The organism is Pseudomonas sp. NY5710 (assembly GCF_013305665.1).
Lineage (GTDB): Bacteria > Pseudomonadota > Gammaproteobacteria > Pseudomonadales > Pseudomonadaceae > Aquipseudomonas > Aquipseudomonas juntendi.
Genome location: NZ_CP045554.1, coordinates 921103 through 947138 on the forward strand (window position 1 = coordinate 921103; position 26036 = coordinate 947138).

The 26036-nt window shown below is 61.1% G+C and carries 21 protein-coding genes; 4 read left to right on the forward strand and 17 right to left on the reverse strand.

From position 1 onward, the window contains the following. Positions 1–242: 242 nt before the first annotated feature. From GEV39_RS04165 to GEV39_RS04180, 4 genes are read right to left on the reverse strand one after another with little or no spacing between them, the layout of a single operon-like run. Entirely contained in the window at positions 243–1400 is a 1158-nt protein-coding gene (locus GEV39_RS04165; RefSeq protein WP_110680044.1) for an osmoprotectant ABC transporter ATP-binding protein OsmV, read from the reverse strand. Next, on the reverse strand, positions 1397–2050 hold the full coding sequence (locus GEV39_RS04170) for an ABC transporter permease (RefSeq protein WP_029885069.1): 654 nt from the start codon (positions 2048–2050) through the stop codon (positions 1397–1399). Before GEV39_RS04170 ends, GEV39_RS04165 begins: the two co-directional genes overlap by 4 nt. Beyond that, positions 2047–2961 carry a glycine betaine ABC transporter substrate-binding protein gene (locus GEV39_RS04175; protein ID WP_173887659.1) on the reverse strand — a complete coding sequence of 305 codons (915 nt, stop codon included), beginning with the start codon at positions 2959–2961 and terminating at the stop codon, positions 2047–2049. The genes GEV39_RS04170 and GEV39_RS04175 overlap by 4 nt, the downstream gene beginning before the upstream one ends. Positions 2962–2974: 13 nt before the next feature. Further along, entirely contained in the window at positions 2975–3688 is a 714-nt protein-coding gene (locus GEV39_RS04180) for an ABC transporter permease (RefSeq protein WP_173887660.1), read from the reverse strand. 557 nt (positions 3689–4245) lie between these two features. Here GEV39_RS04180 and GEV39_RS04185 point away from each other — a divergent pair. After that, on the forward strand, positions 4246–5829 hold the full coding sequence (locus GEV39_RS04185) for a peptide chain release factor 3 (protein ID WP_003248481.1): 1584 nt from the start codon (positions 4246–4248) through the stop codon (positions 5827–5829). 132 nt (positions 5830–5961) lie between these two features. Here GEV39_RS04185 and GEV39_RS04190 read toward each other — a convergent pair whose 3' ends face one another. From GEV39_RS04190 to GEV39_RS04205, 4 genes are all read right to left on the reverse strand, one after another. Then, a complete protein-coding gene (locus GEV39_RS04190; protein WP_173887661.1) occupies positions 5962–7041 on the reverse strand; it encodes a polyamine ABC transporter substrate-binding protein in 1080 nt (359 codons plus the stop codon). A gap of 52 nt (positions 7042–7093) precedes the next feature. Next, positions 7094–7435 (reverse strand): cupin domain-containing protein, encoded by a 342-nt coding sequence (locus GEV39_RS04195; RefSeq protein ID WP_009685143.1) that lies wholly within the window; start codon positions 7433–7435, stop codon positions 7094–7096. A gap of 31 nt (positions 7436–7466) precedes the next feature. Next, on the reverse strand, positions 7467–8873 hold the full coding sequence (locus GEV39_RS04200) for an NAD(P)/FAD-dependent oxidoreductase (RefSeq protein WP_173887662.1): 1407 nt from the start codon (positions 8871–8873) through the stop codon (positions 7467–7469). 64 nt (positions 8874–8937) lie between these two features. Next, positions 8938–9738 carry an AraC family transcriptional regulator gene (locus GEV39_RS04205; RefSeq protein ID WP_173887663.1) on the reverse strand — a complete coding sequence of 267 codons (801 nt, stop codon included), beginning with the start codon at positions 9736–9738 and terminating at the stop codon, positions 8938–8940. 211 nt (positions 9739–9949) lie between these two features. Here GEV39_RS04205 and GEV39_RS04210 point away from each other — a divergent pair, with 211 nt between their 5' ends. After that, positions 9950–10849: a hypothetical protein gene (locus GEV39_RS04210; protein WP_047150133.1), complete on the forward strand. Its 900-nt coding sequence runs from the start codon at positions 9950–9952 to the stop codon at positions 10847–10849. Between the two features lie 532 nt (positions 10850–11381). On the opposite strand, the gene metG is transcribed toward GEV39_RS04210, so the two are convergent. Beyond that, complete coding sequence (gene metG / locus GEV39_RS04215; RefSeq protein ID WP_173887664.1) at positions 11382–12932, reverse strand: methionine--tRNA ligase; 1551 nt, start codon at positions 12930–12932, stop codon at positions 11382–11384. Positions 12933–13057: 125 nt separating this feature from the next. Here metG and GEV39_RS04220 point away from each other — a divergent pair, with 125 nt between their 5' ends. Next, on the forward strand, positions 13058–14050 hold the full coding sequence (locus tag GEV39_RS04220) for a hypothetical protein (RefSeq protein WP_173887665.1): 993 nt from the start codon (positions 13058–13060) through the stop codon (positions 14048–14050). A gap of 541 nt (positions 14051–14591) precedes the next feature. Beyond that, positions 14592–14915, forward strand: a complete 324-nt coding sequence (locus tag GEV39_RS04225) for a TylF/MycF/NovP-related O-methyltransferase (RefSeq protein WP_173887666.1) — start codon at positions 14592–14594, stop codon at positions 14913–14915. Positions 14916–15215: 300 nt separating this feature from the next. On the opposite strand, the gene GEV39_RS04230 is transcribed toward GEV39_RS04225, so the two are convergent. The 8 genes from GEV39_RS04230 to GEV39_RS04265 form a co-directional block, all read right to left on the reverse strand. Further along, the gene (locus GEV39_RS04230) at positions 15216–16184 is read right to left on the reverse strand and encodes a peptide ABC transporter ATP-binding protein (protein WP_054881444.1); all 969 of its coding nucleotides are present in this window, start codon (positions 16182–16184) and stop codon (positions 15216–15218) included. Beyond that, positions 16184–17152, reverse strand: a complete 969-nt coding sequence (locus GEV39_RS04235; RefSeq protein ID WP_029885062.1) for an ABC transporter ATP-binding protein — start codon at positions 17150–17152, stop codon at positions 16184–16186. Before GEV39_RS04235 ends, GEV39_RS04230 begins: the two co-directional genes overlap by 1 nt. A 10-nt stretch (positions 17153–17162) precedes the next feature. Continuing rightward, entirely contained in the window at positions 17163–18089 is a 927-nt protein-coding gene (locus tag GEV39_RS04240; protein WP_009685150.1) for an ABC transporter permease subunit, read from the reverse strand. A gap of 10 nt (positions 18090–18099) precedes the next feature. After that, positions 18100–19110, reverse strand: coding sequence for an ABC transporter permease subunit (locus GEV39_RS04245; protein WP_009685151.1), 1011 nt, complete (start codon positions 19108–19110; stop codon positions 18100–18102). Between the two features lie 90 nt (positions 19111–19200). Beyond that, on the reverse strand, positions 19201–20811 hold the full coding sequence (locus GEV39_RS04250; protein WP_173887667.1) for an ABC transporter substrate-binding protein: 1611 nt from the start codon (positions 20809–20811) through the stop codon (positions 19201–19203). A gap of 78 nt (positions 20812–20889) precedes the next feature. Continuing rightward, positions 20890–22269, reverse strand: a complete 1380-nt coding sequence (locus tag GEV39_RS04255) for an OprD family porin (RefSeq protein ID WP_173887668.1) — start codon at positions 22267–22269, stop codon at positions 20890–20892. 144 nt (positions 22270–22413) lie between these two features. Further along, a complete protein-coding gene (locus GEV39_RS04260; RefSeq protein WP_173887669.1) occupies positions 22414–24006 on the reverse strand; it encodes an ABC transporter substrate-binding protein in 1593 nt (530 codons plus the stop codon). A gap of 145 nt (positions 24007–24151) precedes the next feature. Beyond that, complete coding sequence (locus tag GEV39_RS04265) at positions 24152–25777, reverse strand: ABC transporter substrate-binding protein (protein ID WP_173887670.1); 1626 nt, start codon at positions 25775–25777, stop codon at positions 24152–24154. Positions 25778–26036: the final 259 nt, after the last annotated feature.

A 26036-nucleotide genomic window follows, 5' to 3' on the forward strand; every position in this document is an offset into this window, starting at 1 on the left:
TGTGGAATGGACCACGCCGGCCCATGTGCGGGTGAAGCCGCTGCTACAGGGTTTTGACCTACCCTGTGGCAGCAGCCTGATGGCCGATGGCACCGCAGGTGTTCATATTTATGGCCACGCTTTTCTGGTACCTACGTACCGAAAATCGCGCATAAATTTTTTGTTACCGACCAACGGATGCGACGTTTCAGGTGCGGGAAACCCGTATGCGCACCTTGCTGCGCATCAGTGGGCAGCGCTCCTCACGATGCCACCGCCTCGGCCGGGGAGACGATGCTGGTCTTGGCGCCGCGTGAGCGGCCGGAACTCAGGTACGCCGCAATCGACTCCTGGGTCACCTCGCCGAGGAACACCTGCTCGGCATCCAGCACCGGCAGCCACGCCCGGTTGAACTCGTACATGCGCGACAGCAGGATGCGCAGGTGCTCGTCGTGCGAGGCGGTGGCGTTGAACTGGCGCAGGAAGTCACCACAGGTGCCCTGCTGGCGGTGCATGTCCCGCCGGCGTACATAGCCCAGGGCCTTGTTCTGCGCGTCGGTGACCACCACGTAGCGGCGGTCGTGCTCGTCGAGCAGTTCCAGCGCATCGCTTACCGGCGTTTCCGGGCTGACCGCCGGGGCGTTGTCTGCCGCATCTTCGGCGCGCACCAGCAGCAGGCGCTTGAGGGTGCTGTCCTGGCCTACGAAGTTGCTCACGAACTCGTCTGCCGGGTGCGCCAGCAGGGTGTCCGGGTGGTCCAGCTGCAGCAACTTGCCGGCACGGAAGATGGCAATCTTGTCGCCAAGCTTGATCGCTTCGTCGATGTCGTGGCTGACCATGATCACGGTCTTGTTCAGCGCCCGTTGCATTTCGAAGAATTCGTTCTGGATCATTTCACGGTTGATCGGGTCGACCGCGCCGAACGGTTCGTCCATCAACAGCACCGGCGCATCGGCCGCCAGCGCGCGGATCACGCCGATACGCTGTTGCTGGCCACCGGAAAGCTCGCGCGGGTAGCGTTGCAGGTACTGTTTGGGCTCGAGCTTGATCATGTGCATCAGTTCGCGGGCACGCTCGTGGCATTTCTGCTTGTCCCAGCCGAGCAGGCGCGGCACCACGGTGATGTTCTCTTCGATGGTCATATTGGGAAACAGGCCGATCTGCTGGATCACGTAACCGATGTGGCGGCGCAGGGTCACTTCGTCGAGCCCGGTGGTGTCCTCGCCATTGATGAACACCTGGCCCGAGGTTGGCGTGATCAGACGGTTGATCATTTTCAGCGTGGTGCTTTTGCCGCAGCCCGATGGGCCGAGGAACACGCAGATTTCCCCTTCGTTGACGGTGAGGCTTACCGCGTCGACGGCTTTGACGTCCTTGCCGTTGACGTTGAAGGTTTTGCTGAGGTTCTTCAGTTCGATCATGAGCGCAGTCCTTCTGGAGTCAGGGCACGTTGCAGGGTTTGCAGCAGCAGGTCGGCGATGATGGCCAGCAGGCTGACCAGTACCGCGCCGACCAGCAGCATCGACATGTCGCTGCGGCTGATGGAGGTCAGGATCAGCACGCCAAGGCCGCCGGCGCCGATGGTGGCGGCAATGGTCATGACGCCGATGTTCATCACCACGGCGGTACGCACGCCGGCGAGGATCACCGGTACGGCGATGGGCAGCTCGACCATGCGCAGGCGCTGGCCGAAGGTCATGCCGATGCCGCGCGCGGCTTCGCGGATGCCGGGTTCGACATTGGTCAGGGCCAGGTAGGTGTTGCGCATGATCGGCAACAGCGAATACAGGAACACGGCGGTAATCGCCGGGAGCGGCCCGAGGCCTTGGCCGAATTTGGAGTAAAGCGGCAGCAAAAGGCCGAACAGGGCGATCGACGGGATGGTCAGCAGTACCGTGGCGCTGGCCTGCAGCGGGCCGGCCAGGGCCGGGAAGCGGGTCATGAGGATGCCCAGCGGCACGCCCACCAGAATCGCCAGGCCCACGGCCACACCGACCAGCATGATGTGTTGGCCGGTCAGGTTCAGTACCTGGGCCCAGTCGAGGTGGTTGAAGGTATCGATCAGGTTCATGGCTGGCCCTCGCTGGTCAGTGGGTGATCGCGCAGGAAGGCGGCGGCCACGGCGGTCGGGTTCTGGTGCTCGACATCGACCTTGGCGTTGAGCTGGCGCATGGTTTCATCGTCCAGTTGCTCGGCCAGCGGCTTGAGCAGCCCCGCCAGCTGCGGGTTGGCGTCGAGCACGGCCTTGCGCACCACCGGCGCGGCCGTGTAGTCAGGGAAGTAGTGCTTGTCGTCTTCCAGCAGCTTCAGGTTGAAGGCGCTCAGGCGGCCATCGGTGGTGTACACCAGGCCGGCGAACACCTGGTTGTTGCGCATGGCGGTGTAGACCAGGCCCGCGTCCATCTGGCGGATGTTGGCGCGGCCCAGTTGCAGGTCGTACATCGCTTTCAGGCCGACCAGGCCATCGGGGCGGTTGGCGAACTCGGTGTCCAGTGCCACCAGGTGCTTGCGCTCGGTTTCGTCACGCAGTACCTGGTTGAGGTCGCTGATGCTGTTGACCTGCGGATAGGCCTCGGCCACTTGCTTGGGCAGGCCCAAGGCGTAGGTGTTGCTGAACTTCGACGGGGTCAGCCAGACCAGGCCCTTTTTCGCGTCCAGCGCCTTGACCTTGGCGTAGGTGGCTGCGGCGCTGGGCATGCGTTCTTCGATGTGGTTGTACGACACCAGCGATACGCCGGTGTATTCCCACATCAGGTCGAGCTGGCCGGTTTCCTGGGCCTGGCGCGCGATGTTGCTACCCAGGCCGGTGGTGACGCGCACGTCGAAACCGTTGGCACGCAGGTACTGCGCGGTGATTTCGGCCAGTACGGTCTGTTCGGTGAACACCCGCGCGCCGATGCGGATCTGGGGCTTTTCCGCTGCCTGGGCAAATCCTGCGAACAGCAGGGCCGCGCCCAGCAGCAAGGCGATTGTTTTCTTCATGCGTTCCCTATCCTTAGTGGGCCAGGCCACGTTCCAGCCAGCGCTTGCTGGAGAAACTCACCGCCGCGTCCAGTAGCAGGGCCAGCAGTGCGGTACAGGCGGCCCCCAGCAGCAGCTGGGGCTGGTTGTTCAGGGCGATGCCGGGGAAGATCAGGCTGCCCAGGCTATTGGCGCCAATCAAGAATGCCAGCGGTGCGGTGCCCACGTTCAAGGCCAGGGCCACGCGAACACCGCCGACAATGATTGGCACGGCGTTGGGCAGCTCGACCTGCCACAGTTGCTGGCGTGGGGTCATGCCAATGCCCGTGGCGGCTTCCTTGAGCGAGGCGGGGACGTTTTTCAGGCCTTCGTAGGTGTTGCGCACGATGGGCAGGAGGGAGGCGAGGAACAGTGCGAAGATCGCCGGCCCGGCGCCGATGCCCAGGATACTCAGGGCGATGGCCAGAACGGCCAGGGGGGGAATGGTGTTGCCAACGTTGAAGAACTGCATGAAGCGCTCGGCTTTGTCGACCCGGTGCGGCCGACTGAGCGCAATGCCGGCGGGGATGCCCACGGCCAGTGCCGCCGCCATCGAAGCCAGCACCAATACCAGGTGCGCTTGCAGGTAGAACCCAAGATCGTCGCGATACCGCGCGATCGTGTCGATGCCGATCCAGTGGACCAGCAGGGCCAGGATGACGAGCACGGCGGCCCATCCCAACAGCCCTTTACCGTAGCCTTTAGCCACAGGCAGACTCCTTGTGTTGTCGGCGAGCACACTTCTTGGTTGCCGGCCAGGGGTGGCGGCGGGTGGTGTGTTCGCGAGTAGCAGCCAGATGCAAACCGAAGGCTGCGATCTGGCCATGAGCCGAACCCCGTCGGGCCCGAAAATGCTGATGAAACCAGCCCCCAACCGAAGCGGGTTGCAGGGGAGTGGACGTCTCCAAGGCCCTAAAGGTTCCCATTTGAGGCGGCATTTGGCCAGCGTTAATCACTGGGCGAATGCAAATCTGGCGAGAGAAAACAGCGGCTTAGCGCGCTGCAGGCGTTGAAATAACTGCCCTGTGGCCATTTGTCGTGATAAAGCGATTGTGTGGTGAATCTGCTGGGGCAGTGCTGGCCCTATCGCTGGCAAGCCAGCTCCCACAGGTATTACACAGGGCTGGAGTACTGTGCAGTACCTGTGGGAGCTGGCTTGCCGGCGATAAGGCCGGACCTGCAACCTCTCAATCAGCAGATTTTGGTCCCCGCCCAACTTCAGGTATGATACCGCCCCTTTCAAATCCCCCAGTCAGGCGATTTCCCATGACCAACCAGGCCGCCGAAGTCGCGAAGCGCCGCACTTTCGCAATCATTTCCCACCCCGACGCCGGTAAAACCACCATCACCGAAAAGCTGCTGCTGATGGGCAAGGCCATTGCCGTCGCCGGTACCGTGAAGTCGCGCAAGTCCGACCGCCATGCCACCTCCGACTGGATGGAAATGGAGAAACAGCGCGGCATCTCCATCACCACCTCGGTGATGCAGTTCCCGTACCGCGAGCACATGATCAACCTGCTCGACACCCCCGGCCACGAAGACTTTTCCGAAGACACCTACCGCACCCTGACTGCAGTGGACTCGGCGCTGATGGTGCTGGACGGCGGTAAAGGTGTAGAGCCGCGGACCATCGCCCTGATGGATGTCTGCCGCCTGCGCGACACGCCCATCGTCAGCTTCATCAACAAACTCGACCGTGACATCCGCGACCCGATCGAACTGCTCGACGAGATCGAGGCGGTTCTGAAGATCAAGGCCGCGCCGATCACCTGGCCGATCGGTTGCTACCGTGACTTCAAGGGCGTGTACCACCTCACCGGTGACTACATCGTGGTGTACACCCCTGGCCACGGCCATGAGCGCACCGAGGCCAAGATCATCCAGAAACTGGACTCCGACGAGGCCCGTGCCCACCTGGGTGACCAATACGATTCGTTCGTCGAGCAACTGGAGCTGGTGCAGGGTGCTTGCCACGAGTTCAACCAGGAAGAGTTCATCAATGGCCAGCTGACCCCGGTGTTCTTCGGTACGGCACTCGGTAACTTCGGTGTCGACCACGTGCTCGACGCGGTGGTCGACTGGGCGCCGCGGCCGCTGGGGCGTGTGGCCCACGAACGTACCGTAGAACCGGTCGAAGAGAAGTTCACCGGTTTCGTGTTCAAGATCCAGGCGAACATGGACCCGAAACACCGCGACCGTATCGCGTTCATGCGCATCTGCTCGGGCAAGTACGAAAAGGGCATGAAGATGCGCCACGTGCGCCTGAACAAGGACCTGCGTATCGGCGATGCGCTGACCTTCTTCTCCTCCGAGCGTGAGCAACTGGAAGAGGCCTTTGCCGGCGACATCATCGGCCTGCACAACCACGGCACCATCCAGATCGGTGACACCTTCACCGAAGGCGAGGCCCTGGGCTTTACCGGTATCCCGCACTTCGCCCCGGAGCTGTTCCGCCGTGTGCGCCTGAAGGACCCGCTGAAGTCCAAGCAGCTGCGCCAGGGCTTGCAGCAGCTGGCGGAAGAGGGTGCCACGCAGGTGTTCTTCCCGGAGCGCAGCAACGACATCATCCTGGGTGCGGTCGGTGTGCTGCAGTTCGACGTGGTCGCCAGCCGCCTGAAGGAAGAGTACAAGGTCGAGTGCGCCTACGAGCCGATCACCGTATGGTCGGCCCGCTGGATCAGCTGCGACGACAAGAAGAAGCTCGAGGAATTCCAGACCAAGGCCATGGAAAACCTGGCCATCGATGGTGGCGGCCACCTCACTTACCTGGCGCCGACCCGGGTCAACCTGGCGCTGATGGAAGAACGCTGGCCGGACATCAAGTTCCGCGCTACCCGCGAGCACCACTGACTATTGGATTTGGGGCTGCTTTGCAGCCCTTCGCGTGCACGCCCGCTCCCACAAGGCTATCACTGCCCTCAGCTCTGGTGATATCCCTGTGGGAGCGGGCGTGCCCGCGAAGGGCCGCAAAGCGGCCCCATTTCAATTCCCGGCCTTGATACTGGTCCAGATCCGCGTCCTGATACGGTCGATCTTGGCCGGCATCGCCTCCAGCGCATACAGCTTGCCCATCACGGCCTCGCTCGGGTAAATCATCGCTTTGCCTTTCAGCGCAGGGTCTACCAGGCCGTCCGCCTTGAGGTTGCCGTTGGCATACTGCACATGGTTGCTGATGTTGGCCATCACCTCCGGCTGCAGCAGGTAGTTCATGTAGGCATAGCCAGCCTTTTCATCTGGTGCATCGGCCGGCATGGCCACCATGTCGAACCACAAGGGCGCGCCTTCCTTGGGTATCGAATAGCCCACCTTGACGCCGTTGTGCGCCTCTTCGGCGCGGTTCTTCGCCTGCAGCACATCCCCCGAGAAGCCCACCACTACGCAGACATCGCCGTTGGCCAGGTCGCCGGTGTATTTCGAGGAGTGGAAGTAGCTGATGTAGGGCCGTACCTGCATCAATAGCGCCTTGGCCTTGTCGTAGTCTGCCGGGTTCTGGCTGTGGTGCGGCAGGCCCAGGTAGTGCAGGGCAATTGGCAGCAGCTCGGGGCCGTTGTCCAGCACCGCTACACCGCAGCTTTTCAGCTTGCTCATGTACTCGGGTTTGAAGATCAGGTCCCACGAGTCCAGCGGCGCGTTGTCGCCCAGTACCGCCTTGACCTTGTCGATGTTGTAGCCGATTCCGGTGCTGCCCCACAGGTAGGGGAAACCGTACTGGTTGCCCGGGTCATTCACCTCCAGCGCCTTGAGCAGCACCGGGTTGAGGTTCTGCCAGTTGGGCAGCTGCGACTTGTCCAGGCGTTTCAAGGCCTTGCCCTGGATCTGCCGGGCCATGAAGTGGTTGGAGGGGAACACCACGTCGTAGCCGGAGTTGCCGGTCATCAGCTTGCCGTCGAGGGTTTCGTTGCTGTCATACACGTCGTAGGTGGGCACGATGCCAGTGGCTTGCTGGAAATTTTTCAGCGTGTCGGGTGCCACGTAGCTGGACCAGTTGTAGATTTTCACCGTTTCGGCGGCACTGGCCACACTGGCGGCCAGCATCAAGGGTGCAAGAAGGCGTGTGCGCATGTCGGGGTTACCTTGCTTTGTCTGTTGTTATCGAAGGCAGGCGATCAGCGGATCAGAAAATCAGTACGTAGGTCTTGCGTACGGTCTCCTGGATGTCCCAGGTGCCGGTGCTATTGGCCGGTAGCATCAATGCGTCTCCGGCTTCTATAAGCAGGGGCTCGCCACCGTCGGGGGTGAAGGTGCAGCGGCCCTTGATGAAATGGCAGAACTCCTGTTGCACGATCTGCCGCCGCCAACGCCCGGGGGTGCACTCCCAGATACCGGTTTCGACGCCGTCGTCGCGTTCCACGCTGGTGACCGAAGCCACCGCCACGGGTTCGCCGAGCGGCACCGCTACCGGGCTGGCGCTAGCCAGTGCGACGCTGTCGGTATTCTTGAACTGGGTGATGCGCATGACCGGTGGATCCTGTGTTGGGGAAAGGGAATCAGTGCATGAAGCCTTCCATGAAGTCCGCGAGCGAGCTGGCCAGGCGCCGCCTCCAAGGCGCGCTGGCGGGGTTGGCGAGGGTCCGGTCCTCGTGGACGAAGCTCTGGATGATTGCGTTGTAGCCCAGCCAGCGGCAGGGCTCGGGGGGCCAGCTGGCCAGGCTTGAAACCGGGCGGTTGTCGAGCACCCACGGTTGCGCCGTCAGCGCGTTGTGCTGGTTGAGGATCAGTGCCGCCAGGGTCCGCCCGCCCAGGTTGGTGGCGCCAACGCCTTCGCCGCCGTAACCGCCGGCCAGGGCGATGCCGCGCTGGCGGTCGCAGAGCATGTGTGGGCGGAAGCGCCGCGCCATGCCAAGGTTGCCACCCCACGAATGGGTGATACGCGCATGCTTTAGCTGTGGGAAGAGTTCGCTGAACAGGTAGCGGCGCAGCTCGATTTCATGTTCGTCGAGGTTGAAGTTTTCACGCAGGCGGCCGCCGAAGCGGTACCCGCCCCGGGCGCCGAATACCAGCCGGTTGTCGGCCGTGCGCTGGCCATAGGTGACCTGGCGGCTGCTTTCGCTGAAGGCTTGGCCCTGGCTCAGGCCGATCTGTTCCCAGGTCGCCTCGGGTAGTGGTTCGGTGGCCACCAGCAGGCTCTGCACCGGCAGTTGGTGTTTGCCCAGCGGTGGCAGGCTGGCAGCGTAGCCCTCCACGGCGGGCACTACCCATTGGCAGCGAATGCGCGCCAGCGGTGTACGCACCTCACCCGGTTGCCAGTCGATGGCTGGGGTGTTTTCGTAGATCGGTACACCCAGCGCTTCCAGCGCCCGGGCCAGGCCACGGGCGAGCATGGCCGGCTGGATGGTCGCCGTGTGCGGGCTGTAGATCGCGCCATAGGCGTTGCTGACCCGTAGCTGCGCGTCCAGCTGTTCGGGGCGCAACCAACGGTAGTCGTCTTCGGTCATGCCCTGGCGGTACAGGTCGTCGAGGTAGGCGCGCAGGCTGCGTTCCTGTTCCGGGTAGCGCGCGGCGCAATACAGTACGCCGCCTTTGCGGTAGTGGCAGTCGATGCTTTCGCGCTGCAGCACGCTGTGCACCTCGTCCGGAATCCCGTGCAGCAGGTCGATGCTGGCGCGGCGCTGCTGCGGTGACAGGCTGGCGAGCAGGCGGTCTTCGCCGAGCAGGTTGCCCATCAGCCAGCCACCGTTGCGCCCAGAGGCGCCGAAGCCGGCGATGTTGGCATCGATCAGCGCAATGTTCAGCTGGGGTGCCTGGCGCTTGAGGTAGTAGGCGGTCCATAGCCCGGTGTAGCCCGCGCCGATGATGCACACATCCGCGTCCAGGTCGTCGCGCAGGGCCGGGCGGGCGCACAGCGGCTCGTCGAGCTGGTCCATCCACAGGCTGAGCGTGCGCAGGGGTTGCATCGGGTTCGGCTCCACGTCCGTCAAGGTCTGTGGCCGATCCTAGTCGGGCGAGTGGGCGGCTGTCTTACGTGCGTGCACGCAGGGAAATTTGCTTCAGGTAGGCCTTGGGTGTGAGCCCGGTGTGTTCACGGAAGCACTTGTAGAACGCCGACAGCGAATTGAAGCCAGCGTTGAACGCCAGGTCATCGATGGGTGTTCCGGCGCTGTTGTCATCAAGGCTGGCCATCAGGTGCTGCAGGCGGGCCTGGTTGACGTAGCGGTAGAAGCTTTGCCCAAGCACCTGGTTCAGCAGGTAGGAAATCTGGTTGCGGCTGTAGCCACTGGCATCGGCAACTTGCTGCAGGTCCAGTTCAGGGTCCAGGTAGGGGCGCTGGCGCTGAAAATAGTGTTCCAGGTCCTGGGCCATGGTCGACAGTTGCCGCGGTGACAGCCCAAGGCGGCTGGTGGCTGGCCGCGCGCCGCCGGTGCCCGCGGTGTTGCCGTGCTGACGCACCAGGGTGGCGTATTCGTTGACCCGCCAGATCAGGCCGTCCCTCACGGTAATTGCCTCGCTGGACTGAAACGCCACCAGGCCATCGCCGCCCTGCACCGTAACCTGGTACTGGATGAACGCGGTGCAGCCATCGACGCGGATACGGTCGCTGTGGACGATGTCTTCGCCGGCTTCGTGGGGTAGGCAGGCGCGCACGTAGTCGCGCAGTTCGCGATAGCCCAGCACGCGGTTCTGGAAGAAGTCGTGATAGTGGACATCGGGGTGATAAAGCGCCATCACGCCGTCGAGGTCACGGTGCTTCCAGCACAGGTGGTAGCGCAGCACGGTCTCGGCGGTGAGTGGGGTCTGGGCGGGGTCATCGGGGAGCGTCATGGCTGGATCATGCCTTGCCGGCCAGGCCATCACAAGAATGCAGAACACCTGATGGATAGGGCGCTTTCGCGCATTTTGCACGGTTCAGCAGGCGGCCAGCGAGCTAAGACACTGATTTATATGGGTGTCATTTTTTGTCACAGCTGGCACAGCTACTGCAAAGGTTACTGCGCGAATGGAATTCTCGCTAACAACATAAGGCGCACACATCATGATCACCTCTGCCGACTACCCCGCTGTCGATACGCAAAGCCGTTCAGGTGTTTCCTGGGCGGCGATCTTCGCTGGCGCGGCTGCTGCCGCATCCGTTTCCCTCATCCTTGTGGTGCTGGGCGCGGGGTTGGGCTTCGCCGCCACCTCGCCTTGGGCTGACGAAGGGGCGAGTGCCAAAGCCCTGGGCGTTTCTACCATTGTCTGGCTGCTGCTCACGCAGATCATCGCATCGGGCATGGGCGGCTACATTGCCGGCCGGCTGCGGGTGAAGTGGGCCAACCTGCACGGTGACGAGGTGTACTTCCGCGATACCGCGCATGGCTTCCTGTCGTGGGCAGTGGCCACCCTGGTCGCCGCCATGCTGGTGCTGGGTGCGGCGGGCAACCTGGTAGGTGCCGGGGCCAGCGCTGCGTCGCAAGCGGCCACGGTGTCTGCTGCCGCAGGTGCATCGGCGGCTACCGGCAGCAACAATGATTCGATGGGGTACTTCGTCGACAGCCTGTTCCGCGGTGACGGCCCGGCGCCAGTCAGCGAAGACGCTGCCAATGGGGTTGCCGCGCGCATTCTGGCCAAGGGCATTGCCGGGGACGGCGCACTGCCTCCTGAGGACCGTACCTACCTGGCCCAGTTGGTGGCGCAGCGTACCCGACTGACCCAGGCCGAAGCCGAAGCCCGTGTGGACCAGGTAATGGCTCAGGTGCAACAGCTGAAAACCGATGCCAAGCAAGCCGCCGATACTGCCGCCAAGGTAGCTGCCTGGACTGCCCTGTGGACCTTCGTCGCGTTGCTGTGCGGCGCCTTCATCGCCAGCGTCGCGGCCCTGTATGGCGGTCGCCTGCGCGACCGCGTGCAGTGGCTGGAAGGCGACTACGTCACTACCCGCACCGTTCAACGTTAAGCAAGGAGAATTACCATGCGCTCGATATTGCTGTGGATGCTTGGAGTACCGATTCCCGTGATCATCCTGATTGCACTGTTCATGCACTGACAGCAAAGGGCGGCCCAGGCCGCCCTTTGCTATTGCCACCATTGACGGAGGTTGAACATGCGCTCGATATTGCTGTGGATGATCGGCGTGCCGATACCGGTGATTATCCTGATTTGGATTTTCATGCATTGAGCGGCTGGGGGCCGCGGTGCGGCCTCTGGCGATTTAAAGCCTCAAGAAACTGCTCGGCATAATGACAAGCCATCTGCTGGTTACTCACCTGCCGCAACCCGGGCACCTCCTTGCCACACCGCTTGGTCGCATGCAGGCACCGATTGTGAAACGCACACCCTTCCCGCGACCTGCCAGATGATGCGTTCATCAAAGGTATTTGATTTGATGAAACGGACGCCATCAGTACCTTGCATACTCAGGAAACATCGAACTGAGTCTGGCATTACGATCCACGCCCCCGTTCTGAAGACCATGGGTACGGTGGGCGCTACGGAGCTTCCTGATAGCGAGGGAATAACACTCGAGTTTTTCCGATGCGATAACCCGGTGATATTGAACGACTGTTGTCGAAGGATGGAGGTTGCTCAGCATCCAGACAACCTAGGTTCTGCAGCAACTCGGCCATGCTGTCTGGCATGACCGGCCACAAGGCAAGCGCGCCATAACGCAGAGCTTCCAGGCAATCATGCAGGATATGGCCTACGTGCACGAGATTCTCAGGCTGTTTAACCAACTTATAGGGCTCGCTCAAGTTCACATGCTGATCGATTGTCCGGAAGATAGCGAGCGCCAAGGCAATCATTTTGTCGTATTGGAATGCCTGGGCCTTGTCCCTAGAGGCTATGCTGAGGTCTTTAATTTTTTTGTGAAAATCGCTGGTAACATCCGGCTTGTCGGGTATTATGCCGTGAAAGTAGCGATTGACCATTCCTATTATTCTGTTGAAGCAATTTCCCACCGTGTTGGCTAGGTTTGCGTTGTAGCTCTCTATGAGGCGCGAATTCGAAAAATCCGAGTCGCTGGCGCCAACCGGGCCAGCGCTGGCGAGAAAAAAACGAATGCTGTCCACTCCTAGTTCGTCGCAGTAACGTTGCAGGACTTTGATGTCGATGAAATTCCCCATGCTTTTCGACATTTTTTCGCCTTCGCGTATCCAGAAACCGTGAGCAAGGATGTTACGTGGTAGATCTAACCACTGGTTACCCTCCACCTGTTTCAGTGCCATCAACATCGCAGGCCAGATTACAGCATGGAACCAGAGGATATCTTTGCCGACCACGTGAAGCGCCGCTGGCCATAGGTGACGACGCTCCACGGTGTCAATTGCAGTAAGATAATTGAACAGAGCGTCGACCCAAACGTAAACGACATGTGAACTATCGCCAGGAATATTGATACCCCAAGCTTCGGTGCTATGTCTTGAAATTGGAATGTCGCTCAATCCATCTTGAACCCTTGCGACGATTTCTGCAGTGCGGCTAGCGGGATAGATTTTCAGTTCACCGGTATTGAATAACGCTAGCAATTGCTCCTGGTACCGACTAAGGCGAAAAAAGTAGTTTTTCTCAGTGCGTTGAAGCAAAGGCTTTTTGTTGATGGGTGATTTGTATTCATACTGCTTGGCCTTGGCATCGGGCACGTATTCTTCTTGGCCCGCATCATACCAGCCAATATATTCGCCTAAATAGACATCTTCGGTAGCCATCAACTGTTCAATGCGTTTGTTTACATTTATCTTGTGTCGTGGTTCGCTAGTTCTGATGAAGTCATCGAAGTCAATGTTAAATGCCGCGAATGTGTGGCGGAACGTATTGGCATTTTTTTGTGCCCAATCCTCCACAGACACTCCTTGGGCTTGCGCTGCGTCGATTACCTTCATCGAGTGTTCGTCCGTCCCGGTCAACAAGAATTTTTCCTGGTTTTCGAGTTGTGCCGCACGTGCGCCAATATCGGCGAGTAGCGTGGAAAACATGTGACCAATGTGTGGTGCGTCATTGACGTAGTAGATGGGGGTCGTGAAATAGCGGGCTAATCTCATTGTCTACGTCCAAGTTAGGGGGGAACACAGCAAGGTAGCTGGTAATGGAGGGCGGGTAAATAAACGCGATGTTTAAATTTGAGCGTAGGATTTCTCCTGTAAATAACCGGTGACTTTTAGGCAGCATGACCAAAATTCTGGTTGAACTGGTGTTTCATGTATTCGAGTGTCGCCATCAGGCAAATCACGAGCAATTTGCTCGAGGCTTGGGAAAGTCGAAATCACTCATCGAGCTGCTTCTGTCGCTATCTTCGAAGCCAATAATGTCCTCGATACTTGCGCGTGCGGATATCGTCCGAACCGATGACGGCTTCAAGATCATCGAGCTCAATCTGGGTAGTCAGATCGGTGGCATGTACTATGCATCGTTACCCCGTCTTGCGGGCATTACTCAAGAGCATGATGCTCTGAAGGGGTGGTCCACGCATGTGATGAACCGGCTGGATAGAAATGCCTCGATGGTCTTCACCGATAGTATTGCGGGTGCTGCATGGATGTCTCCTTACTGTCAGCAGCTCAGCCGCGAGTTGGCGCTGCATACGGGTATCGACACGCCCTTGGTCGACTGTGAAGCCTTCAGCTACCGCAGGGGGAAGCGGTATGCGGCAGGGCGTGAAGTGAACGCGATCTATTCATGGCTCAGTGACCGCGAACTGCATGATGAGCAAGCGCGAATGCAGCCGTTGATTCAAGCCTTACAGGACGGCGCAGCGGACTTTCTGATGTCGCCATTGGCCCCGGTTTTTGCCGACAAGGGTGTCTTCGCGCAGCTTTGGGAGATGCATCAAGAAAACAGCCTCAGTGAAAATCAGAGCGCTTTTCTGAAAGCCCATGTGCCGTTTACCCAGTGGCTTGAACGTGCCGATATTGAATGGTTGCGCAGCGAACAGCAGCGCCTGGTCATCAAACCAACCGACGGCTATGGCGGTCATGGTGTAGTAGTGGGGAGCGAAGTCTCGGCTCAGGCCTGGGACATATTGATCCACGAGCGAATACAGCTGGTTGAACGTGCGAGGGATGTTGTACAGGTGTTGGCGCTTCCGAAGCCTCAGGCGGTGGGTACTGGACGTTGGGACGGCACGTCCGGATGGGCGGTTAGCAATGGGGCGCTTTCGTGACCCTGACAACCAAAACATTCGTCATGGGCTCTTGTAGAAGGAGAGGCGTTACAATGTCTTCACAAAGTTTAGCTCTCTCCAGTCTAGTCTCTCGCCCATTCCTTATAAGCGGGCGGGAAGGCGGCAGGTAAAATTCGTCGGTCAGAATATTATTCCCAGTAGCATCGCCCAAGCGCGCTTCATTGCACGTTTACACGCATCCTTGGAAGCATTCCAGATATGTATAATAATTTGCACCGGCGCCTGGTAGCATTGTGCTCAACAATCACTTCTGGATGCATGGCCGCTCGGCCTAGAATCAACTATCCGTTTGGTGTGCGCAGCTATCAGGTTGTTTCGGTGTAGAAGCTTTGTGAGGGTGTGGACGCTGTCTACGGCTCGGCAATCTAGGGGGATATCATTGAGTTCGGTAGCGGCTGGGGCACCACTGCGGGAGTTTTGGCACTAGCCATGGCGGCCTGTGAGCGATCTTGGCCGGCTGATTGGGCCGAACGTCATGGTGTCAAGCGAAGTCAGGTGTTATACCTGCTCGACAGTTTCGATGGATTGCCCACTGCTGAGCGTGAAGCGGATGCGAACATGCCACATGTTCAGTCGGGGTATTGGATCCGGGGGGCGTGCAAAGCGTTGGATCCGCATCAACTCATGGCGCAGTGCGCCCAACATTTACCTTCCGATACCTTCCGAGCGCATCAAAATTCTCAAGGGCTGGTTCAACGAAACCTTGCCGATGTTGTCAAAGGGTACGGTTTTCGGCTTTGTCCACATTGATTCTGATTTCTATGTGTCAGCTGTCGAGATCCTCGACTATCTGTTCGACAATGATCGCTTTGCCGACGGTTACCACTTGTTCTTTGATGACTGAAACTGCAGTAACGCTTTCAACGCCTTGGGGGCGTCGGGCCTGGAGGGAATGTGTCGAGCGTTACAAGCCTTTGTTCAGTGACTGCGGTGATTATGGTCCTTTCGGCCATAAATTCATAATTCACAAGAGCTGAGGTTTCCTGACACCCCTGCCCGTGGTGCGAGACGGGCAGGGTATTCTGTATCACAAGAAATGTCCTGCTACATGAGCTGTACTCTTGCCTCCTATCAGAAAACGTGACAGATATTACGCAGCAAGCTACTGCTTTTTTGCGTTGAGGGCTGCCCAGTTTTCTAACAGTTAAAGAAACTGCTCCGCGTAATGACAGGCCACTTGCCGGGTACCGACTTGCCTGAACGCCGGCACGTCCTTGGCGCAGCGTTCAGTGGCATGTGGGCAGCGCTTGTGGAACGCGCAGCCGTTCGGTGGGTTCAGCGGGTTGGGCAACTCCCCGGCAATTCTGATTTTCGGCTTCAACGGGTCGGGATGAATCGCCGGTGTCGCTGACAGCAGTGCCTGGGTGTACGGGTGCAGCGGCTTCTCGTAGATGTCCTCCTTGGGCCCCATTTCTGCGGGCCTTCCCAGGTACATCACCAGCACTTGGTCGGCCACGTGCCGCACCACCGCGAGGTTGTGCGAGATGAACACGTAGGCGGTGTTGAACTCCTTCTGCAAGTCCATGAACAGGTTCAGTACCTGTGCCTGGATCGACACGTCCAGCGCCGAGGTCGGTTCGTCTGCCACCAATACCTTGGGCTGCAGCATCATCGCCCGGGCCAGGGCGATGCGCTGGCGCTGGCCGCCAGAGAACATGTGCGGGTAGCGCTGATAATGCTCGGGGCGCAGGCCGACCTGCTCCATCATCTTCTGCACCTTGTCTCGCCGTTCGGCCTTGCTCAGCGAGGTGTTGATCAGCAAAGGTTCGGCCAACTGGTCGCCAATCTTCTGCCGAGGGTTGAGCGAAGCGTAGGGGCTCTGGAATACCATCTGCACGTCGCGGCGCAGTTGCTTGCGCTGGGCCTTGCTGGCGCCAGTGACCTCGGTGCCGGCAATTTGCAGCGAGCCGGAAGACGGCTCTTCGATCAATGTCAGGGCGCGGGCCAGGGTCGACTTGCCGCAGCCAGACTCACCCACCACCGCCAGGGTCTTGCCGGCCTCCAGCTCGAACGATACGCCGTTGAGCGCGCGCACCAGTGCGTGGCCTTTGAACAGCCCGCGGGATACTTCGTAATGCCGGGTCAATTCCCGGGCAGTCAGAACCACGGCCATTACGCCACCTCCTGGTTCAGCGGGTAGAAGCAACGCACCAGGCTGTGCGCCTGAGGGTCGAGGGGCGGGCGCTGGCGCCGGCAGTTGTCCTGCACATAAGGGCAGCGCGGCGATAGCAGGCAACCCACAGGGCGGTCGTAGCGCCCAGGCACGATGCCGGGCAGGGTGGCCAGGCGCTCGGCGCCAAGGCTGTGTTCGGGGATGGCCGCCAGCAGGGCTTCGCTGTAAGGGTGGGCCGGCAGGTCGAACAGCTCCGGAACCTGGCCAACTTCCACCGCCTGGCCGGCATACATCACGCACACCCGCCTGGCCGTTTCGGCGACCACGGCAAGGTCGTGGGTGATGAGGATCAGCGCCATGTTGCGCTCTTTCTGCAGGTTCACCAGCAGCTCCATGATCTGCGCCTGGATCGTCACGTCCAGCGCGGTGGTGGGCTCGTCGGCGATCAGCAGCTTGGGTTCGCCGGCAATCGCCATGGCAATCGCCACACGTTGGCTCATGCCGCCGGACAACTGGTGCGGGTAGGCATCCAGGCGGCTTTCCGCCGCCGGGATCTCGACCTTTTTCAATAGCTCAAGGGCACGTTGGCGCGCCGCCTTGCCCTTCAGGCCCAAGTGTTGGCGCAGCACCTCCTCGATCTGGAAACCTACCGTGTAACTGGGGTTCAGTGCGGTCATCGGGTCCTGGAAGACCATGGCGATGTCCTTGCCCACCACCTTGCGCCGTTGCCGGCCGCTGAGCTTGAGCATGTCGGTGCCGTCGAAGGTGAGGGCGTCGGCGGTAATGCGCCCAGGCGCATCGATCAGGCCCATCAGGGCCATCATGGTGACCGATTTACCCGAGCCGGACTCGCCGACGATCGCCAGGATCTCGCCGGCGTCCACCGCCAGGTCCAGGCCATCGACCACCGGTACGGCAGTGGCGTCGCCGAAGCGCACGTTCAGGTTGTTGATCTGTAACAGTGACATGGCGTTCTCCTCAGGCGGCGTTCTTGAGTTTCGGGTCCAGCGCATCGCGCAGGCCGTCGCCCATCAGGTTGATTGCCAACACACTGAGCAGAATGGTCAGGCCGGGCAGGCTCACCACCCACCAGGCACGCTCGATGTAGTCACGCGCCGAAGCCAGCATGGTGCCCCACTCGGGGGTGGGCGGCTGCACGCCCAGGCCAAGGAAGCCCAGGGCAGCGGCGTCGAGGATCGCCGAGGAAAAACTCAAGGTGGCCTGCACGATCAACGGTGCCATGCAGTTGGGCAGCACCGTGACGAACATCAGGCGGGGCAAGCCGGCGCCGGCCAGGCGTGCGGCCGTGACGTAGTCGCGGTTCAGCTCGCCCATCACGGCGGCGCGGGTCAGGCGCACGTAAGAGGGCAGCGACACGATGGCGATCGCAATCACCGTGTTGATCAGGCCTGGGCCGAGAATGGCGACGATCGCCACCGCCAGCAGCAGCGACGGCAGTGCCAGCATCACGTCCATCAGGCGCATGATCGACGGGCCCAGCAGTTGCGGGAAGAACCCGGCCAGCAGGCCCAGCAGGATGCCCGGGATCAGCGACATCACCACCGAGGACAGGCCGATCAGCAGCGACAGCCGCGCGCCCTGGATCAGGCGTGAAAGCAGGTCGCGGCCGAGTTCGTCGGTGCCAAGGATGAACTGCCAGGTGCCGCCTTCCAGCCACACCGGTGGGGTCAACAGGAAGTCGCGGTACTGCTCGCTGGGGTCATGGGGGGCGACCCATGGCGCGAACAGCGCGCAGAACACCACCAGGCACATGAACGCCAGGCCCATCACCGCGCCTTTGTTGCGCGCGAAGGCTTGCCAGAATTCTTTGTACGGCGAAGGGTAGAGCAGGCTTTGGTCCACCGGGCTGGCCGGCGACACGGATTTCGGAATCGGGCTAGTCATGGCAAGGGCCTCAGCGCTGATGACGGATGCGTGGGTTGGCCAGGCCGTAGAGAATGTCCACGACGAAGTTGACCAGGATTACCAGGCAGGCGATCAGCAGGATGCCGTTCTGGACCACGGGGTAGTCACGGGCGCCGATGGCTTCGATCAGCCATTTGCCGATGCCCGGCCAGGAGAAGATGGTTTCGGTCAGCACCGCACCGGCCAACAGCGTGCCGACCTGCAGGCCGAACACGGTGAGCACCGGGATCAATGCGTTGCGCAGTCCATGCACGAACACCACCCGGGCCGGCGACAGGCCTTTGGCACGGGCTGTGCGGATGTAGTCTTCGCGCAGCACTTCAAGCATCGATGAGCGGGTCATGCGCGCGATTACCGCCAGCGGGATGGTGCCGAGCACGATGGCAGGCAGAATCAGGTGCATCACCGCGTCCTTGAATGAGCCTTCCTCATCGCTGAGCAGGGTATCGATCAGCATGAAGCCGGTTTTCGGCTCGATGTCGTAGAGCAGGTCGATGCGCCCGGACACCGGGGTCCAGCCCAGGCTCACGGAGAAGAACATGATCAGGATCAGGCCCCACCAGAAGATCGGCATCGAATAGCCCGCCAGGGATATGCCCATTACCCCGTGGTCGAACAGCGAGCCGCGTTTGAGCGCCGCGATCACCCCGGCCAGCAGGCCGACCACGCCAGCGAACAACAGTGCGGCAAAGGCCAGTTCCAGGGTGGCCGGGAACAGGGTCAGGAACTCGCGCCACACGCTTTCGCGGGTGCGCAGCGATTCACCCAGGTCGCCCTGGGCCAGCTTGCCGACATAGTCCAGGTACTGGACCGGCAGGGGTTTGTTCAAGCCCAGGCGCTCCATGGCCTGGGCATGCATTTCGGGGTCGACCCTGCGCTCGCCCATCATCACTTCCACCGGGTCGCCGGGGATCAGGCGTATGAGCGCGAAAGTCAGCAACGTGATGCCGAAAAAGGTCGGTATCAGCAGGCCAAGGCGCCGGGCAATAAAACTCAACATTGTCGGGGTTACCTCATCAGACCGTACGGCCAGCAGCACGCTACGGCAGTGCCGCCGGTTCCCTGCTGGGCGCCGGCGGTCGTCGTTGTTCTACTTCACCCGGGTGGTGGCGAAGTTGTTTTTGGCCAGAGGGCTGATCACGTAGCCCTCTACATTGTCACGCATGGCGGTGAACATCTTCGGGTGGGCCATGCTGATCCACGGTTGGTCGTCATCGTACACCTTCAATGCCTCGCTATAGAGCCTTGCCCGTTCGTCGTTGTCGACCACCTCGCGGGCTCGGCTGATCAGCTCCTGGAACTTAGGGTTGCACCAGCGCGCATAGTTCTCGCCGGTCTTGGCCGCCTCGCAACTGAGCAGGGGGGTGAGGAAGTTGTCCGGGTCGCCGTTGTCGCCCGCCCAGCCGGTGGACACCAGGTCGGCTTCACCGCGCTTTGCGCGGCGCAGCATCTCGGCCCACTCCATCACACGGATATCCAGCTTCAGGCCGATCTGGCCGAGGTCGGCCTGCAGCATCTCGGCCGATAGGCGCGGGTTGGGGTTGGTCATGCCACCGCCGTTGCGGGTGAACAGGGTGATGACGGTGCCCTCCGGCACACCCGCCTCCTTGAGCAGGGCCCGCGCCTTGGCAAGGTCACGCGGCGGGTTCTGGTTGGCCGGGTTGAAGCCCATCATGCTGGGCGGGTAGGGGTTCACCCCGACCAAGGCATTACCTTTGCCGAACAACTGGTCGACGTGGGTCTGGCGGTCGAACGCCATGTTGATGGCTTTACGCACGCGCACGTCGCTGAGGTACTTGTGCTGGGTGTTCATGGCAACGTAGCCGGTCACCAGCGCTTCGGTCTCGGCCACCCTGAGGGTGCGGTCGGCCTTGATCGACGGCACGTCGTCCGGCTTGGGGTACAGCGCCACCTGGCACTCGTTGGCGCGCAATTTCTGCAGGCGCACATTGCTGTCGGTGGCAATGGCGAAGATCAGGGCGTCGGCCGGCGGTTTGCCGCGGAAGTAGTCGGGGTTGGGTTTGAAGCGGACCTGGGCGTCCTTGTTGTAGCGCTGAAAGATGAACGGCCCGGTGCCGATGGGTTTGCTGTTCAGCTCGGCGGCCTTGCCGGCTTTGAGCAACTGGTCGCCGTATTCTGCCGAATAGATAGAGGTGAAGCCCATGGCCATGTCATGCAGGAACGGTGCTTCGGGGCGGGTGAGGGTGATCACCACGGTATGCTCGTCGGTCTTGTCCACCGCCTTGAGCAACTGGCTGAAGGCCATGCTCTCGAAGTACGGGTAGCCGACGCTGGTCTTGTCGTGCCACGGGTGCGCCGGGTCCAGCTGGCGCCGCAGGCTCCACAGCACATCGTCGGCGTTGAATTCGCGGGTGGGTGTGAAGTAGTCGGTGCTGTGGAACTTCACGCCCTTGCGCAGGTGAAAGGTATAGGTCAGGCCGTCTGCTGAAATGTCCCAGCGCTCGGCCAGGGCCGGCTCGATGTCGGTGGTTCCGGGTTTGAAGTCCACCAGGCGGTTGAACAGTGTTTCAGAGGACGCATCGAAGGTGACGCCGGTGGTGTACTGGACCACGTCGAAGCCCTCCGGGCTGGCTTCGGTGCAGACCACCAGCGGCTTGGCCGCCAGTTGCGTGGCACTGCCGAGCACCAGCGCAGCCAGCGCCAGGCGTAGCGGTCGCGACTTGATGAAAACTCTGTGCATGGGTTGAAGACTCCCTGCGTGCATTGATTCCAGCGTAGCCGCCAAGGCCCGCCGTGCAGCGGGCCGTGGCGCAAACGGTCAGAGAATGTTGAATGGAATGGTGGTGACCAGGCGGAACTCGTCCAGGCTGCCATCGGCCTGCGCTTTACTGGCGCGGTGCGTGGTGTAGGTGGCGCGGATACTGGTGTCCTTCAGCGGCCCGCTCTGCACCGCGTAGCTGGTGCCGATGCCCCACTCGTAATGGGTTTCGCCATCCAGGCCCCTTACGTCATAGGCCGTGCCACGGTAGTGGGTGCCATCGATGCCCCAGCCACGGGCGTTGTACAGGTTGAACTTCAAGCCTGGCACGCCGTAGGGCGCCATGTTCAGCACGTAGGAAATCTGCAAGGACTTCTCGTTCGGGCCGTTGAAGTCCGACAGCAACGAGTTGGCCAGGTAGATGCCGTTGGTTTCGTGCAGGTAGTCGAAGTATTCGTTGCCGTTGACCTGCTGCCACGAAGCGCTGAGGGTGTGCGCCTGGTGGGTCAGGCCGAACGACAGGCTGTAGGTGTCGTTATCGATCTTGCCCATCTTCTGGCTGCCGGCGTCGACTGTCTTGTAGTAGTTCAGGCCAGTGGTCAGGCTGAGCACCGCACTGTCGCCAAGCACATGGTTGGCGCCGAAGTAGTACTGGTTCCAGAAGTCATCGACTTTGGTGGCGTACAGGCTGGTGCTCAGGCTCTTGAACGGCTGGTAGTTGATGCCGGCAGTGCTGGCACGGTCGGTTTCCACGCCAGTGGCGCTGTACTCGCTGCGGAACTTGCTGAGGCTTTGCTCGGTGCGCGGCGAAACGCGGTCGAAGGTGCCCAGGTCGAAGTTGAGGTTGTCGAACTCGGCGCTGTGCAGGAACACGCCCTGGAAGCTCGACGGCAGGGCACGGTTGCCGATGTAGGCGATCATGGGCGTGTCCACCGACTGCCGCCCCAGGGTGAGGGTGGTGTTGGACACGCGTGCCTTGATGTTGCCCAGGCCCAGCTTGCTCCACTGGCCAATGGGGTCGCCGTCGCTGTGGGTGAGGGTGCGGTTGTTGGGGCCGGCTACGGCCTGGCGGCTCTGCTGCAGCGCAATGGCATTGTAGCCGGCAGCCTCGACGGCGATGCCGACGGTGCCTTCGGTAAAGCCGGAGCTGTAGTTGAGGATGGTGCCCTGCACCCAGTTCTCACGGCTGTGCGTGTCGTGGCGGGTGCCGTCATTCTTGTAGTACTTCCACAGGGGGGCGCGCGCCGCGCGTTCGCGGGCGTACCAGTTACGGGTGCTGCCGGACAGGTTCTGCCCCTCGACGAAACCGCTGGCCTGGGCTTGCTCGCTGGTGCTCTTGAGGGTGATGGGAATGAACGCCTGGCTTTGCGGGTCAGCCTGGGCCACGGTGGTCACTGCACTGATGGATAAGGCCAGTGCGCTCAAGGTGAATAGTTTCAAGTTGAAGCTCCCTTTCTTTTCTAGTTATGGCCGGCCTTGTGGGCCGGGTGCTTGCTGCGGTGTTGCCAGGGTTGCCGCGGGGTTGCCGGGCTTGATCCGAACGCTGTTGCTTTTACCGGCGAAGCGGCCGGTGCAGGTTGGCAATCAGTCAACACTCACACCGGAGAAATCATTGCGCCCAAACGGGCTGACCTTGAATTGGGAAACCTTGACGCTGAGCGGCTGGTTGACGGTGGAATGGGCCACCGGGGTGATCGGCACCTGCTGCTTGAGGCGCTGCTGTGCCTGCTGGTACAGGGCGCTGCGTTGCGCCGGGTCGCTCACGCGCTTGGCCTGCATGACCAGGCTGTCGTACTGCGGATCGCACCACTGCGAGTAGTTGTTGCTGCCAATGGCGGCACAGCTGTAGAGGGTGCCCAGCCAGTTGTCGGGGTCGCCGTTGTCACCGGTCCAACCGATCAGGGCGATGTCGTGCTCGCCGTTTTTCATGCGCTTTACGTATTCGCCCCACTCGTAGCTGACGATGCGCACCTTGAGGCCGAGTTTGTTCCAGTCGGCCTGCAGCATTTCGGCCATCAGCTTGGCGTTGGGGTTGTACGGGCGCTGCACCGGCATGGCCCACAGGGTGACCTCGGTACCTGGCGCTACGCCGGCCTGGCGCAGCAGTTGGCGGGCCTTTTCCGGGTTGTAAGGGGCATCCTTGAGGCTGTTGTCGTAGGACCATTGGGTCGGTGGCATGGCGTTGACTGCCAGCTGGCCGGCGTCCTGGTACACCGCCTGGATAATGGCTTGCTTGTTCACCGCCATGTCCAGCGCCTGGCGTACTGCCAGGCGGTCGAACGGTGCATGGCGGGTGTTGTAGGCGATGTAGCCGAGGTTGAAGCCCGGCTGCTGCAGCACCTGCAGTTGGCTGTCGGCGCGAAGGGCCGGCAGGTCGGCGGGGCGCGGGTGCAGGGTGACCTGGCATTCGTTGCGGCGCAGTTTCTGGATGCGCACCGAGGGGTCTACGTTGATCGAGAACACCAGGTTGTCGAGCTTGACCTGCTCGGGGGCCCAGTAAGCCTTGTTGCCCTTGTAGCGTATCTGCGAGTCCTTCTGGTAGCGCTGGAACACGAACGGGCCGGTGCCGATCGGCTGCTGGTTGATGTCACTGGCACGCCCGCTGGCCAGCAATTGCTCGGCGTACTCGGCAGAGAGGATCGAGGCGAAGCTCATGGCCAGGTTCTGAATGAATGCGGCATCCACCGCGTTCAGGGTGAACACCACGGTCAGCGGGTCGCGTTTCTCGACCCGGGCGATGTTCTTGTCCAGGCCCATGCTGATGAAATAGGGGAACTCGGTGGGGTAGGCCTGGCGGAACGGGTGGCCTTTGTCGAGCATGCGGTTGAAGGTGAACAGCACGTCGTCGGCATTGAAGTCGCGGCTGGGCGTGAAGGCCTTGTTACTGTGGAACCTGACCCCCTCGCGCAGGTGGAAGGTGTAGTTCAAGCCGTCGTCGGACACCTCCCAGCGGGTAGCCAGGGCAGGCTGTACCGCGGTGCCGCCACGTTCGAACTCGACCAGACGGTTGTAGATCGGTTCGGCGGCGTCGTTGTCGGTGGCGGTGGTGTACTGGGCGGTGTCGAAACCGGCAGGGCTGCCTTCTGAGCAGAACACCAGGCTGTTGGCGTACAGGTGGGGGGCCTGACTGATCAGGCCCAGGGCCAGCAGGGCAGCAAGTCGGGTGGCATGGCGCATGGCAAGTCCTTTTCCTCTGTTTGCGCCGCCTACGGGTACGAATGGCGGCAACAGTGTGCCGACCCCGCAGCGGATAGCTGCAGGCCGACAGAAATCAGTGATTGGAGGGGAGGGCACCCACCGCCTGGCGGGTGCCGGGGCTACCCTATTTGTCCACGCTGACGCCGTAGAAGGCGTTCAGCGCGAACGGGCTGATCTTGAAGTCCTTCACCTTGACGCTCATCGGCTGGTAGACGGTGGAGTGGGCGATCGGGGTGATCGGCACCTGCTCCTTGAGGATGTGCTGTGCCTGCTGGTACAGCTCGGTGCGCTTGGCTTGGTCGGAGGTGGCCTTGGCCTGTTTGATCAGGCTGTCGTAGGGCTTGTAGCACCACTTGGAGAAGTTGTTGCCGTCAATGGCATCGCAGCCGTAGAGGGTGCCTAACCAGTTGTCCGGGTCACCGTTGTCGCCGCTCCAGCCAATCAGCATGGCGCCCTGTTCGCCGGCTTTGGAGCGCTTGATGTACTCGCCCCACTCATAGCTGACAATTTTCGCCTTGATGCCGATCTTGGCCCAGTCGGACTGCAGCATTTCGGCCATCAGCTTGGCATTGGGGTTGTACGGGCGCTGCACGGGCATGGCCCACAGGGTGATTTCGGTGCCTTCCTTGATGCCGGCTTCCTTGAGCAGTTGTTTGGCTTTTTCCGGGTCGAACGGTGCGTCCTTGATGCTGGTGTCATACGACCATTGGGTGGGCGGCATGGCGTTGACCGCCAGCTGGCCGGCGCCCTGGTAGACCGATTCGATGATGCGCTTCTTGTCCACGGCCATGTCCAGCGCCTGGCGCACTTTCAGCTGGGCCATGGGGTTGGGCTGGTTGCTGCCCTTGATCTGGTCCATCACGTTATAGGCGATGTAACCCAGGTTGAAGCCGGCCTGCTGGGGCATCTGCAGGTTCTTGTCGGCCTTCAGCGGCTCGATGTCGGCCGGGCGTGGGAACAGGGTGACCTGGCATTCGTTTTTTTTCAGCTTCTGCATGCGCACCGAGGCGTCGGTGGTGATGGCGAAGATCAGGTTGTCGATCTTCACGTCCTCGGGCTTCCAGTAGTCTTTGTTGCCCTTGAAGCGGATCTGCGCGTCCTTTTGGTACTTGCTGAACACAAACGGGCCGGTGCCGATCGGCTTCTGGTTGATGTCGGCGGCCTTGCCGTTCTTGAGCAACTGGTCGGCGTATTCTGCGGACTGGATCGAGGCGAAGCTCATGGCCAGGTTCTGGATGAACGCTGCATCGACCTCGTTGAGGGTGAACTTGACGGTGTGCTCGTCAAGCTTCTCCAGCTTGGCGATGTTCTTGTCCATGCCCATGTCGGTGAAGTACGGGAACTCGGTCGGGTAGGCCTTGCGGAAGGGGTGGTCCTTGTCGAGCATGCGGTTGAAGGTGAACAGCACGTCGTCGGCGTTGAACGGGCGGGTCGGCTTGAAGTAGTCGGTGGTGTGGAACTTCACCCCCTCGCGCAGGTGGAAGGTGTAGGTCTTGCCATCGTCGGACACGTCCCAGCGGGTGGCCAGGCCGGGTATCACTGCAGTGCCGCCGCGTTCGAACTGCGTCAGGCGGTTGAAGACGGTTTCGGCCGAGGCGTCGAAGTCGGTGCCGGTGGTGTACTGCCCTGGATCGAAGCCGGCCGGGCTGCCTTCGGAGCAGAACACCAGGTTGGACGCGGCAAGTGCCGACGGAGCACCGGTGAGCAAGCCTGCACCGAGCAGGAACGGTATGACTGCGTGTTTGAGCATGGTGGCCTCATTTTTGTCATTTTTCGAGTGAGGTGGCCTCGTGAGCCGACCTGCGGATACTTATGCAGGGGATGTTCCCAATGCAACAGGTACAAGGATAGTTGGCGCCGGGAATGTGGCACGAACGTACATGGATGTCGCATCGCTATAACTTTCGGCGAAGTTAAACGTTTGCGTGGGCAAAATGATGGCTTTTTTCGAGGTGTTTCTAGGCAGGAATTTTGTAGGATGCACCTGAACGGTGCGTAAGAAAGGTCTG